Source organism: Pseudomonadota bacterium (assembly GCA_018823285.1).
Classification (GTDB): domain Bacteria; phylum Desulfobacterota; class Desulfobulbia; order Desulfobulbales; family JAGXFP01; genus JAHJIQ01.
In genome coordinates, this window is sequence record JAHJIQ010000070.1 from 1 (window position 1) to 14,381 (window position 14,381).

6 protein-coding genes are annotated in these 14,381 nt (G+C 54.8%); all 6 read left to right on the forward strand.

The genetic code is table 11. The features are described 5' to 3' along the window. Positions 1–301: hypothetical protein (locus tag KKG35_15385; GenBank protein MBU1739511.1), on the forward strand; the 301-nt coding region annotated here is incomplete at its 5' end. Between the two features lie 404 nt (positions 302–705). Then, positions 706–6,456: a hypothetical protein gene (locus tag KKG35_15390; GenBank protein ID MBU1739512.1), complete on the forward strand. Its 5,751-nt coding sequence runs from the start codon at positions 706–708 to the stop codon at positions 6,454–6,456. Between the two features lie 28 nt (positions 6,457–6,484). Then, a complete protein-coding gene (locus KKG35_15395; protein ID MBU1739513.1) occupies positions 6,485–9,838 on the forward strand; it encodes a hypothetical protein in 3,354 nt (1,117 codons plus the stop codon). An 11-nt stretch (positions 9,839–9,849) separates the two neighbouring features. Next, a complete protein-coding gene (locus tag KKG35_15400; GenBank protein MBU1739514.1) occupies positions 9,850–12,927 on the forward strand; it encodes an IPT/TIG domain-containing protein in 3,078 nt (1,025 codons plus the stop codon). A gap of 297 nt (positions 12,928–13,224) precedes the next feature. Then, on the forward strand, positions 13,225–13,941 hold the full coding sequence (locus KKG35_15405; GenBank protein ID MBU1739515.1) for a YkgJ family cysteine cluster protein: 717 nt from the start codon (positions 13,225–13,227) through the stop codon (positions 13,939–13,941). Positions 13,942–13,949: 8 nt separating this feature from the next. After that, positions 13,950–14,381: PAS domain S-box protein (locus KKG35_15410; GenBank protein MBU1739516.1), on the forward strand; the 432-nt coding region annotated here is incomplete at its 3' end.

Sequence of the window (14,381 nt, forward strand, 5' to 3'; positions counted from 1 at the left end):
CTCGGGCCTGACCCTTGATTTCTGTCCGTCCAGTCTGCCGATCCGGGTGGTCGGGAGCGGCGATTTCAGTGAGGGGCTGCAGTATGTGTATGATTATCTACTGCCGGCGGTCGGCACCATCCGCACCCACAGCTATCTGCGAGACGGCCCGCTGGTCCTCGACCTGAACAAGGAGGTCAAATTCGAGGGCGGCTTCAACTGCGATTTTTCCGACAACACAAGCTCGCCGTCAACCATCGAATCACTGACCATCGATGGCGGGAGCGGCCCGGTGACCATCGACAATATCGAAATCAGATAACCGGTAAAATCCGGATACCTTCCAGAAGCCCCGTTTCCTGCAAAAGGAGGCGGGGCTTTTTTGTAATATTTTTTGTCAGGCATCGGTATTTTTTAGGTAGTTGCGGGGGCAGGGTTTGCCAGGATGCAGGGTTGGTTTTTGTAGGGGAAACCTTACAGGATGGAGCGTTGCGCCGGATGCCGACAAGGTGTTTACCCGTTGAAGACGGGGGATTTTCCTGATATTGTCGTTTGCTGATCCCTGAGAAGTTTTTGTCTCTGGAAAGTGCCGGTTCCGGTGCTCTGAAACATCGGGTTCAGATACCAGGTTGTGCCGGACGGGTGATGTGCCGCATTGCGCATGCTGCTGAAAGCTGCGGTTCCGCAGGAAGATGTGAAAAATCGAATTTTACGGAGGAAGTACTCATGACCAGAACTGCGGTCTTCGGGCGCATATTGGTGGTACTCATATCTGTCATCCTGGTCCCTGCCGTATCCTGGGGGTATTCATTATCGATTCTCAATCCGCCGGTTGTGACCGGAACCATGTCTGCCATAAAAACCGGGGCTCCCGGGACCCTTACCGTCACCACGACCGTGCGCTGCGTTCTCGGGATAGGAGATACCGTCTTCCCCAGTTCATTATCTCTGGATCATATGCTCATGCGCGACGGGGTATTGGTCGTCTCGAATCGGATCACCGCTTCCGGACTTATCTGGGAAGGACTTGCCACCGTCAAAACGACTACCATTGTCTATACTCTCCAGTTGCCTGCATTCGGTAGTGGTGCTGCCCAGTTGAAAACCGGGCAATATACCGTTAACTTCCGTCTCCAGACTGCGACAGTTCCTCCCACCTACATTAATTCCGAAAGCAGCCCCTTTAACTACACCGTTTTCTCGGGAAATCTATGGTTCAGAAATAATCTGACCCAGCTCACTTCGCTCACCAGTGAGCAGCCGGATGAATACCTCTGCTCCTCAGATTTCAATCTTACCGCCTATAGTGGTAGCTGGAACAATGGTTTTGCCTCACCTTCTTTTACCCAGGCCGGCAACGGTGATCTCTGCGTCACCAACCTGGGTACTCCTGACGGATATTCAACCGATCTGGATGTTGATCTCGGGCAGATTTCCCTGCCATCGTTCAGCGGGAGTACCGGTGGCATTTACTGGATTCTCGGGTATCCGACCTCCGGGGTAACTTTAAGTCCATCAGGCCTTACCTTTGCCAATGCTGTTGCTGTGCTGCCGGCTTCTGTGACCAACCATAACCTTGTCAACGGCCAGATCTGGCCGGCTGGTTTCTCGGGCATGCCCTTTTCCGGGGGATCTTTTGCCGGCCCCCTTAATAATGTCACCCTGTCACTCTCCGGGTCAAGTTATCTGCATGGCGAAAATCTGCCCTTTTATGTGGCCGTCCAAGGGGCGTCTTTTCCACTTGGTGGCTCGTCGATCAGTCTCACCAATCCGGTGCCTGTTTATGTACACCAGGCAGCAGAGGCCGGACTTGCTGTAACCGACTCAAGAAAAACATACGGTTTTCCAAGCAACGACAGCCTTTATCGGCAGGCAGGATCCGGTGCAGGTAATGTCCTGACCATCTCGCAAAACGGCATGAGCGGCACGCTGGCCTTTGCCTCCAGTGCCGGTAACACCGCCTTCCCGTTTGCCTATCTGGCGCCGAGTTCCTTTACTCTGGATTTCGTTGACAACAGTATCTCCACCAACAGTGTCATGGCCGGTACCGTGGGTTTCGGCATGCAGTTTAATCCGAACTGTACCGAAGCCGATTGCGGCAATGCCATGGATAATGTGGGCACATCAGTGACCTCAACCGGTGCGGCCATTTTTCCCAATGGGGCGGTAGCCGGTCAGTTTTCCGCTGCCGGAGAAATTGCCTGGGGCGGCTACGACGGGACCAATGCAACCTTCAAAAGGGACGACACCGGTCGCACCGGGGTCTGGCTGGTTCCGGGCTTTATCATGCCGGGGACTGCCGCCACCGAATCAGTGGAATCCGAGATGCGGGTTTCCCAGGTTATGCTTGGATCATTCACCTTTCTTGGTACCGGCGTGATGGAACCGGATGCCATTCACTCTCTGCATGATCTTAACGACTGGTCGGCAGCAAACGGTGACGGTTTTTTTGCCGGCATAAACCTGGGACCGGAGCTCCTGATCGGGCCTTATTCCGGTACCCCGACAATCACCGAAGGTCAAGGCGAGCTTCTTGGTAACAAAATCAATCTGCGTTTCAACGGCAACACCTCCTTCAACGCCATGAACGACCGGCCTTTCACGAAATATTTCTACCGGCCCGGCGGGTTGACCGGGGTGTTCAATACCACCTTCAACAGCCTTGCCGACGGCGCCATTCAGATATACGGCTATGATATGAATTTCAGCCGCTTCGCCTTCCGTCAGGACAGAAACGAGCTGTCGAACAAGACCTTTATCGACGGCTCTCTGACCATCCAGGATGGCCCGGTGGGCGGTGGGGCCGGCAAGCCGGGACTGCGGGTTGGTTTTACCGATCTTGACCTCACCTGTAACGGCAACCTGGGCAACGGCAGCGTTGATACCGAACCGGAACCCGGCTGGCCCGACGCCACTCAGGCAGCAACCAATAACTATTGCGACGGCCAGAACTGGCCGGGAGACACTGATACAACAATCGACGAAGGGTGTCAGATTCTTGATTACTGGAATATGCCGATCCTTCTTGCCGGGATGAGTTTTGTTCCCGATTCCTCTGATACGGCAGCAGAACCGGAATGCAATACCCTGCCTAAAAATCTCCAGCTGATGACCAGAAACGTGATCGATGGCATCGGTACACCGCTGACCATGATCGCCCAGTACCCGGCCGATGGCACCCTGAAAGACCAGGAACTTTCCGGCACGGTTGATACCTGGTTTGATCGCCCAACCGACGGCAGTCTGTCGGGCTTCTCGCTGCGACTGCGGAACGCCTACTTAAACCAGGTCACCGACCCGGCCAATCCACCGAGTTATGGCGGGGCAGGTGGTTTTACCGTGCTTTCCGGTCTGACCGATGTGCCGCTCTTCAACGATGTGAGTCTGGCCGGACATTTTTCGAACAGAGACCCTGCGCAGAGCGATGATTATACCGTCTCGATTTTTGCCGACCAGACGGAGCTTGACACCGATTTTGACGGGGTGCCGGACGGATCGTACGGCACGGTTCTCGATTACCGGAATCTGTCCCAGTCCGCCAACGGGCTTCCCAAGCCTACCTTCGAATACTCCTGGCCCAGCGCCGGCTTTATCGATCTGAGTTATCCGGCCGGGTACAACCAGTCTACACCGGAAATTCCGGCCATTGCCGGCAGCCCCGCCATTCCTGCGAACATGCCCCAGTTTCTCGGGGTCAGGAAATCCTCCGATATAGCCGGGGTATTATCGGTCGAGTCGGTGCCCGATTTTATCAATCCGGAACGGACCAAGTTCTCCTTCGGCGCCAGCGCCCAGCTTACCGAACTGGCCAACATGCAGATCGATGTTGGTTCCATGGATATGGAGCAGCTGGGCAATTTCCTAAAAAACGACCTGCACGTGAAAGCCGCGCATGTTGATGCCATCAAGGGTTCCATCAGTAATCTGGTGGGGGCGGAACAGCTCATGCATGATATGACCGGCGGCGACCTTACCCCGTTCCTTCGCAAGGCTATTGAAGACAAACTACAGGAACTTGTCGGCACGGAAATTGATTACATGGTCACGACTTTAAACGATGCCCAGCAGGCGCCCAATATTCTCAGCGCCAAGATCAGCGGACCGCTGAGTAACCTTAAAGCCGAACTGCTGGCCAAAATCCTGCCCCCGGAAATTGATCTGGCCGATCTTTATACCCGTCTGGCACCTTTCACCTATGTTCCCGATACCGAGGCGCTTCGGCTTCAACTCCGCGCAGCTTTTATCGCCGATGGTGGAACCGATGTCGAATTTGATGCTATGCAGGCCGATTACGAAAAAATTCGTAATGCCCTGCAGGACTTGCAGAACCTTCTGGGTCAGTTGCGGGCAGAAAAGAACACCATCAAAAACTATCTGAACGGTACTGCCACCCAGTCCATCAACAGTCTACATACCTATATCTCCGATGCCAGAACGGCCACTACAGCCCTCTGGACCCTGCTGGAGGGGGGAATCGGTGGTTTTGCCAGCGCCGACCCTGGGGAAAATGTGCTGCTGGGGCAGCTGGAAACGGCCAGAAATGCAGTCCAGGATGCCAGGAATGCAGTAGAGTCGGTGCATCTGGGTGAAATTGCCGACTACCTCTTTCTGGCCACCCTCCTGGCCGGATCCCCTCTTGACACCTCCTTTATCCGAGGGGCGGAAGAGACCATGATCACCCTGCTTGACCAGGTTGATGCGGTCATTGCCTCTGCAGATGGCAATATGCAGGCCCTTTACGACGACATCGGCTTTGTTGCGATCTACCAGCAGGTTGAGGCAATCCTGGGACCGGCATCCGCAAACGGCCTGGTTCAAAACACCCTTAACAGTATTGATGTTGAACTCAACAAACTTTCCTTTTTTATCCCGGCGATTCTCGACCAGATGGACGGGAGTGTAGAGATCCTGCTCAACAATGCCATCGCTCCTCTGCTGATTGTGCCGGGTCCTGATAGCGTTGCAACCTGGGCCGATGCGATGATCAAAGGCCAGGGTCATCTGGATGCGGTCCGGGCCGATTTTATCTACGCGGCTCTTGACCCGGGTGCCCCGGTACCTGAGCCCGATGCCTTTCTTGAGCCCGTGCTTGGCGCGATTGGCAGTTCTGATTTTGTCGTGCTTTTCAGCCGGGAGAATCTGGAAATGCTGCTCACCGCCCCTTTTGATGCTCTGCTTGAGTCGGTCGAACTGCAGAGGCCGCTCTCGCTGGTTGAGAGCCATGTTGCCGGTCTGCTGCCCCATCCGAGTTCTGCGGATATCCGCCGGATGATCAGTGCGGCCATTGTCAACTCCGATGCGGTCCAGTCGATCAACACTCTTTTTTACGCCCAGATCGGCCGGATCAGCGATGTGGTCGATGATATCTCAACCCAGCTGGCCCTGCAGATCAACTCGTTGATCAAGGAGACCCTGGCCGCAGTGAATCAGGGGCTCAATGATCAGCTCGGGCAGGTTACCGCCACGCTTGGTCTTGACGGGGTAAAATCGGCCGGGATCAACGGCTTTGCCCTGGTCAGTCAGGACGAGATAGAACGGATCCACCTGGAAGCGGAATTTACCTTCAGCGGTGATCCGGATCCGACTTCATACAATGCTGCTCTTGATGTCTCCACCTGGAACACGGAAAACGGCAAGGGCGCCTGTTTGGACAGTGGCAGTAAGGGCAATGTTGATGTTGTCATCTCCACCCACGATGTGCCGGCGGACCTCTTGGGCACCTCGGTGGGCATCAAGGAGGCCGCTCTGGGATTCACCATGGGAATGCTGGGTGATCCTGATCCGGTCGGGGCATATCCCCGAGGCGTTTTCGGCCGGTTGTATACTTCCGGTGAGATCAATTTTGAAGCGATGATTCTTGAGGATCTGGGGCTTGAAAGCGCCATTGGGCTGGATGAGCTCTACTTCGGCGCCACCGGAGCCGGTCGCTTTCAGGACTACTCCATCCCGAAAGCCGTTTTTTATCTCGGGAAAAGCTGTACCAACGATGTTCTGGTCAGGCTTGATCCCGAGGTTGCCGGTTTTATCCTCGGCACCGATTTGCCCGATCCGGCTACTGAACTGAAAATACTCAAGGGCGTCTATGTCCGGGGTTCTCTGGAGGTGCCGATCTACAACAACGGCTGCGCGTTGACTGCCGGTGTCGGGGCCGATATCGGCGCCTGGTATTTCACCGAGCCTGACCCGGCTGGAACCTACGGAGGGCTATTGGGAGGTTCTGCCTACGGTCAGCTCGCCTGTCTTGCCTCGCTGAAGGGCAGTGTCACCGCGATCGGCCAGAAATCGGGCACCGAGTATAAATTTGCCGGCAGCGGCTGGGCTGCGGCCGGAGTAGGGTATTGCTCCCCGTCAAAATGGAAGAAGATCTCCCATGCCAGAAAAGATGACTGGTGTCTGACCGGTGATGCTTCCTTTGAGGCTACTTTTAACAACGGGGACTGGAGCGTGAGCGGTCCTGATGTGAGTTGCTGCCACTAACTTAACTGTTGTGCGGAGAAAAGAACGAATGACGAACAGGAATCTGCAAAAATATATTTCACTGCTTACAATTCTGAGCCTGGTTGCTCTTTTTGGCATTGTTACCCGGCAGGAGGCGCTGGCCGCCGACCGCCTCTATTTCGTTTCGGTGGTTGAACGGAGCCCGGTGACCAACAATCTGCGCGTTCTTCTGGAGTGGGGCGCTCTGGAAGGGAGCATTCCCGGCGAAATCAAGGGGTTTAGATTGTATCGAGCCACTGGCGGGGAGTATGAGAATCTTGTCACAGCCAACAAGGGGACCATCCCGGCCGGGCTTGTCGACGATACAACACTCAGGAGTATTGCTCTTCGCGATAATGACGCAGAACCGTACCTGAAACTTCTCACCACACTGAATCACATGAGCGTTAATGGTGTGCCGAATGATGCGCCGCTTGGGCCTACGATCACCGGTGCTGATTTCCACACCTATGTGCACGCTCTTCTTGATCCGGCCTCACCGCAGTTCGATCCACTGAAGCGCATGCTACTGATGAGGCAGTTCCCGCACCTGGCAATGGCGGCCGGGCTTGCCTTTGTCGATGAAACCGTTACTCCGGGGAATACCTATCAATACATGCTGACTGCGGTCGATATAAATGATGTCGAGTCACTCCCCATCGGCCAGACCGAGCCGATTGTGATCGACGGCAGTACCGAAACCGTGCTGCCCGCTCCCCAGGGACTGCGTCAGGTCGAAGTCAACGATTGTTCATCGATTCGCAAAGGCATTGATGACCTGATGATCTACCTGAACTGGGATGTCCCGGCCCGTCCCCAGGACATCGGTCACAATGTTCTGGTCTATGGTTACGATGTTTTCTGGGCGGAGAGTGATCTGGGCGCGGTAGATTTGCGGCAGGGAATTCCTGCCGGGCTCAACCGGCTGAACGACCAGCCGATCATTGTGGCGGGGGCGGCTCCGGCAACCGGCTCAGACAGCTTTCTGACCAGGGATGATGGAAAAAGCCACACCACCGGCCCGAAATGGCGGCGGGGCCAGAAGTTCTATTACTATCTTGCCGCCCTGGATATCAGCGGTCATTATTCGGAAACCTCTGCGCCGGTGGAGGCAACCGTGGTGGACGGCATTGCCCCGCCCATGGTCTGGAATGTTCATACCGAAGAGGTGACCCAGCTGATTGATACCAACGGCAGTCAAACTTCCGAACCGCGCCTTGCCATTGCCTTTGATCAGATCAATCCGGTCAATTATGCCCGTTTCTACGGGGCCGGCAAAAACATCTGCAGCTCTGATGCCACGGAAGTCTGCTATACCCGGGGCGAAGAATCCTGCGGTGATCCGGCAAAGGTCCGCTGTGTCGATCTTGATGTTCTGGAATACCGGATTTTCCGGTTTGCTTCACCCGAAGAGGCTTCCCAATGGGGTGATGATATGGATGGTGATCTCTGGCCGGATGATCAGGAGAAAGCGCTTGGCTTTGACGCCTGTAATGCTAACGATAAACCGGCGGGCGATCCCGCAGCCTATGTGAAAACAATAAGCCAGAATGATCCGGTTTCTCAGCATGCGATTGCTCCGGAACACATCCAGATGAATTCCATCGACTACGCTATGCAGCCGGATGATCATGTTTACTGGTACAAGATTGTCGCAGTGGATCAAAACTTCAATTCAAGCCCGGTTTCTCCCCCGATCCGGGCGGTTCTCTACAATCGCAGCCAGCCGACACCCAATGCGACCCTTGAAGTCTGCAGCGGGTATCAGGTTGACCATACTGCAGATATGATTGAGCAGGTTCCCGGTGATTCCCTGGTGCTGGTTGATGAGACCGGACTTGCCGCCTCTTTTGCGATTTATGAAAGGTGTACCGGAACCTCTCACCAGGAACCGGCATCCCTGGTCATACATGGATCGACCACCGGCAGGGTGACCCATATCGATAAAAAAGTTCTGTCCCGCATCGGCTGCGCCTATGCGGCCTGCTCTTCCTTCGCCGTTTATTTCTATGATCGGAACGGTTCTCAGGTCGGTGTTTCGCCAAGCTTTTACATGGACGGGACCAACCTCTGCACTGAGTCTTTCTACGGCACAATAACCCTGCAGGAGACCTGCACCAGCTGGGGGCTGAGTAAACCCGGCCTGGTCAACGAGGGACCGTCCCGGGTATGTGTTGATCTTGGTGCTGGTGAGTCGGCCAGGATTTATCACCGGATCGGTGATTCGATGAGTCCTTTTCTCAGCGTGCCTCAGCAGGGAGCAACCGGGGGTAATGTCTGTGAGAATATCCCGGTTCTGGAAGGACTCAGTTCAGCAGAACTCTGTCTTGGGGTGCGGGCTTTCAGCTCCAATCATGTCGGCTCCGCCATGCGGTATCTCGACTGCCAGGAACTGCCTGCGGCGGCTCCGGAGCCGGAGAAGACCATCCCTGCGCCAATGATGGAAGGGGTGTATTCAAAAGAAGAGCAGGGCACCGGTACTCCCTATTTTGAATTGCGCTGGGCCGCACCCGGCGAAGGAGCCGCCCTCTTTGTTCTCGCTGTAAAAGGTCAGGACGACACCCGGTACAAGACTATCTGGGATGCAGCCCAGGATGAAAGCGGTCAGTTCGTCTATCAGTATTCCCTTGACCAGGCGACCGAGATGGGACAGGAACTCTGTTTTAAAATGCGGAGTATGAATTCGGCAATGGCCAACAGCGACTGGTCTACCGAAATATGCGAGACCTGGACTGCAACCGAAGATCCGAATCTCCCCTGGCCATGGGTCCGGGAGCCGGCCGCCGGCAGTGAGTTTACGGCCTTCTATCTCAAGGAAGGGGCGACTCTGGGCGGCCGGCCGGCCATTGTCATGAGCCGGGATCTGGCGGCGACCACCTTGCTTACCGTGTATCCGCTCTGTGAGTCGGGTACCCAGGCACAGCAGATCCAGACCTGTACGGGCAGTGGTCAGTGCATGGACGACAGCCCGGATGAATTCAGACTGCCGTGTGCCACTCTCTGCGACACTCTGCAGCCGGCTTTGAAGAGTTTTATTGTCTACCGGCAGGAAGAAGGCAGGGATTTTGTCCAGGTCAGCCCCTTGATCAACCGTTTTGCCTGTTTACGGACAAAAACATATGTGTTTTTTCCGATGGGGGGAGGTGGGGAATGGGTTGATCAATCAATCATTCAGGACCCATTTCTTTATCTGCGAAATCTGGAGGACACCGTGATCGGTGGGGGTGTTGATCCGGCACTGGCGAACGGGGTCAGGCTGATCTTTGTCGACCGGTATCCCTTCAGAAGCGGCAGCAAGGCGCGATACAAAATTCTGGCCATTGATGATCGATCAGGTGAGATAATCGCTGAACACCAGACCAACTGGTTCATTCTGCAATAATGGGAAATTCTATGAAAAATACCCTGCATTTCCTTGGACTTGTCTGGCGGAGGGCTGTTATGGCGGGAGCGCTTGTTCTCCTCGGGTCTGCCCAGGTTTATGGCTGGAGTGAGCTGATTAACGAGAATGTGCTGGTCTTTGACGACCAGGGTGAGATCCAGTCATCATACCATCTGGGGAACTGGACTTCCCAGGTAACCACCTCTCCGCCGCTGGTTTTTCTGCAGCATTGGAATACCGGCTCTCCTCCGGTTGCGGGAGTAACGGATACCATGGAGATTCCGCTGCTTTCGAACCAGACCGCCGTGCCCAACATGACCAGCGGGGCCAGCAACGCACCTCTTGTCGGGGTTCCCAATGTCTCCCTTTACAGTTTCGACACCGCGATCTTCCCCACCCGCGATCCGGGAACCGTTCCCGGAATTGCCGCGAGCCCTTCATCCGGCACCTATAACCATACCCTTGCCGTGGAAATACATGCCTACGCCGCCATCGGCACACCAGATATAGAAATCTTCAAGGACGGTGCCTGGCAGCTCGTCGCGGGGAATCCATACACTCTCTATGTTGTTCAGAACACCACCATCAATGTCCGGGCGGTGAACGGCACCGAATACTCTCCGGTTACGACCCTGGACTACACGATAACCCAGCCCTACACGGTGGATTCGGACGGCAACGGTATCCCTGATGTCTGGGAAGTCATCCATGGCCTCAACCCGCTTGATCCGGGGTCCGGCATGAAAGATTCCGATGGTGACGGGATGAGCGATATCGATGAAATCCTGCGCGGCTCCGATCCCAATGACAAATTAAGTCTCCCTGGCGATACCGATGGCGACGGCTGGAGTGACTGGGATGAAGCACGACGCGGAACCCTCCCCGACAGCAGCAACAGTAAGCCGGTTGCCAGCAGACTCTATGAGGTCGAAGCGAAAAGTATCTGGGGTAATGCCCAGGGGCCAGCGGGCCCTTATCCCCTTGGCAATCCCTATACTTTCACGACTCTCATCGGTCAGCAGCGCTATGGCGGGGCAATCAGCACCTATGGAAATTTTGTGACTTCCCGTATTCCCCTCGGTGATGAGCTGGTTTTCAGGGCTGCAGATCAAAATGTCCCGGAATTGATCGTCAAAAAATATCTGGCGAGTGTGCCTGACCCGACCCCCGCCGATCTGACTGATGATACCTGGACAACGCCCGAGGAATGGCAGGCCGCCTGGGAGGATTACCTGACTGCTCATCTGGCCATCACTATCAGCGATTTTGATGTTGTGCCTCAGGATCTTGCGCCCCTGACTATTCTGGAACGCCAACTGGGGATTCTCAGCAACCTTGATCTTTTGAAGGATGAACTTCCTGTTGATCCGGAGAATCCGGATCCGCTGGTTTTTTATGCCTTTTCGGAAGAAGGGCAGCAGCCGGACCAGGGGGTTATTCAGGGACTGCGTGAGTATCTCAATGCTGAAAGTGTCTCGACACCACGGACCATCAATCAGTTGCTGGAAGATATTGAAGCAGTGCTCGCCCAGACATCATGCACGACCTTCTCGGCCGGGATATTGTCCCTGTACAACAATTTGAGTGGCGTGTCGGTTGTCGAAGATGCCGCAGCGTTCGCGAGAGAGCAGGAAGGCACGTATCTGGCAGGGCTTTCCCTGCAGTATTCATTTGCCGATCTGGGCCTGCAGGGATTTACTCTCTTCAGGATTCTTGATCCACTCGAAGACCTTGATATTGATGGCCTGACCAATGCCGAAGAGGTGCCGGTTGCAGGCAAGCTTCCGGGCTTGAGCAATCCGTTTATCGCGGATACTGATCTGGACGGTCTCATTGACGGCGCCGACAACTGCCCCCGTATTGTCAACCCCGGCCAGTTTGATCTGGACGGTGATGGCCTGGGTGATGCCTGTGACCCGGATATCGATAATGACGACCTGGAGAATGGCCTGGAGCTGGCCTTTGGCTCCAGCCCTTATCTTGCAGACACCGATGGCGATGGAATCGGCGACAATCAGGAATGGCTGGCCAGAAGTGATCCGGGCGTTGGCTTGTTGAAAGTCGCGGGGCTGTTTCCGTCGGTGGCGAACGCCAATGGCGGGACCCAGTTTATGATCTATGGCTCCGGTTTCGGTGCAGATCAGGGAACCGGGTCGGTCACCATTGACGGCCTGTCTGCGGCCATTGTTTCGTGGAATGAAACCATCCTCACCGCTATCGCGCCCCCTCATGTGCCGGGAACCGTCGATGTTGTCGTGACCAATGGCGCCGGGTCCTTTTTGGCCCTTTCGGCCGCCCTGACCTACGTTGCCGATGCAGACGGCGACGGCGTGCCGGATTCAGTGGATGTCTGCCCCGGTTTTGATGACAATCTTGACGCGGATGGCGACGGGGTCCCGGATGGTTGTGATGTTTGCGCGGGGATTAATACGTCAGGGGATACCGATGGCGACGCCGTCTGCAACGATCTCGATACCGATGACGACAACGATGGGATAAGCGATGCCGCCGAGCTTGCGGCCGGGGCCGATCCGCTGAACCCCGCCCTTTGCGGTGACGCCGACAATGACACCTGTGATGACTGTTCGATCGGGGTCGACGGTTTCGGGCTGCAGCCGGACAACAATCCGGCTGACGATGGCATCGACTCCGATACCGACGGGATGTGCGATGCCGGAGATCTCTGTCCCGGGTTTAGTGATGCAGCCGATGCAGACAGTGATACTGTACCTGATGGCTGTGATATCTGTTCGGGCTTTGATGACAGGGTTGATTTTGATGGTGACGGAGAGCCGGACGGCTGCGACACTTGTCCGCTAACCACTCCGATCCGGGTCTTAGGGAAGAGTGATTACTGGCAGGAGCTGCAGACCGTTTATGAGAATGATCTGGTGACTTCAGACACGGTCCAGATTCAGAGCTCCTATGCATACGGCCTGCTGATTCTCAATCTGGCCAAAGAGGTCACGATCCGGGGCGGCTTCAACTGTGACTTCACAGACAACTCCGGGATCCCGACGGTTATTCAGTCGCTCACCATTGACGGAGAGAGCGGACCGGTCACGATTGACAATATCGAAATCAGATAAGAGATAAAAAACCGGATAAGATCCAGAAGCCCTGCGTCCAGCAATGGATGCGGGGCTTTTCTTTTTCTTCCAGCGGCCGGGCAAGCAGGGTTTTCAGATGGGCTTACGGGAAGAATCGAGGATAAATAATTCATGTTGTAATTTCGGGTTGTATTGTATGATAATCGGGTGTTTTTTATGAATGTACGGTTTTAAAACTGTTGGTCAGGGGCAAGCGGGGCGGCAGCCAAAGTATTGCCATCAAGCCTGTTGTTGCGCTCTGGAACCGGCAAATTGTAATTTTTGGTGTTTTTTCTGATGGATCTTCCGGACAAGATCATAACCTCGGCGCCACAGTGCAGAAGATGCGGGACCTGCTGCAGGAATGGCGGTCCTGCGCTTCATAATGAAGATCTCGGGTTGATCGGTGAATCACTGATTCCTCTTTCCCGTTTGGTGACCATCCGGCAGAATGAACCTGCCTTGAATCAGCAGACTTCGCAGCTCGATCCGGACCGGGGGGAGTTTCTGAAAATTTCCGGAGCGGCCGGGTGCTGGACCTGCATTTTCTGGAACGAGGCGGGAAAGGGTTGCGGAATATATGAGGAGCGGCCCCTTGAGTGCCGACTGCTGTTCTGTGAAGATACCAGCGGGATTGAAAGGGTCATCGGCCGCAATCTGCTGACCAGAGAAAAAGTCCCGGGTTTGGAAGAAGATATCATGAAGGCCGTTCACCTTCATGAATCAGCATGTTCCTTTCTTCATATCAACGACCTGGTCGCCCGATTCCTGGCCGATCCGTCCGCCCTTGAAAAACTTGAAGAAATCAGCGCTCTGGTGCGTAAGGATCTGCGGATCCGGGATTCTTTTTTTGCTGCCAGACCGGAGATGCGGCAAAACGAGATGTTTATTTTCGGTCGGCCGTTATTTTTAGTTCTTTCACCCTTTGGGTTCTGGGTCGTTGAAGCAAACAACACCCTGGATGTCCAATTTGCTGATGCACAGATGAGCAGGCGTCCTGCGGCGATCAGCTGACGATTGTTATGGCCATGGATGAGAAAAAAATAAAAAACAAGGGCGGTCCCGTAACCACTGCCGATTCGAAAGGCGGGGGGGATGCCGGCAAAGGGCAACACCATTTTGCCGATATAGAATACCGGCAGCTTTTCGAAAAGGCCTTTGACGCAATATTCATCCTGGACGACTCCCAGATTGTGGTCGATGTGAACCAACGGGCCTCTGAGATATTCGGCTATGCCAGGGAGGAATTCCTTGGGCACAATATTCTGAAGTTTATTCCGGCAGACCAGCATCCTCAATCGGACATGGAATTTTCCAAACTGAAAGAGTCCGGGCATTATGAAAAATTTGTCGGTCGCCTCATCTGCAAGGACGGGTCGATTAAAAATATCGAGGTCAGTTCTTCAGCCGTCTATGATAATGGTGGCGAATTCATAGGTTCTCTCGATATCGTC

What these genes read in the sequence shown, in the direction of transcription:
- KKG35_15390 (MBU1739512.1), top strand. Translation starts at nt 706, where the DNA reads ATGACCAGAACTGCGGTCTTCGGGCGCATATTGGTGGTACTCATATCT.
- KKG35_15395 (MBU1739513.1), top strand. Translation starts at nt 6,485, where the DNA reads ATGACGAACAGGAATCTGCAAAAATATATTTCACTGCTTACAATTCTG.
- KKG35_15405 (MBU1739515.1), top strand. Translation starts at nt 13,225, where the DNA reads ATGGATCTTCCGGACAAGATCATAACCTCGGCGCCACAGTGCAGAAGA.
- KKG35_15400 (MBU1739514.1), top strand. Translation starts at nt 9,850, where the DNA reads ATGAAAAATACCCTGCATTTCCTTGGACTTGTCTGGCGGAGGGCTGTT.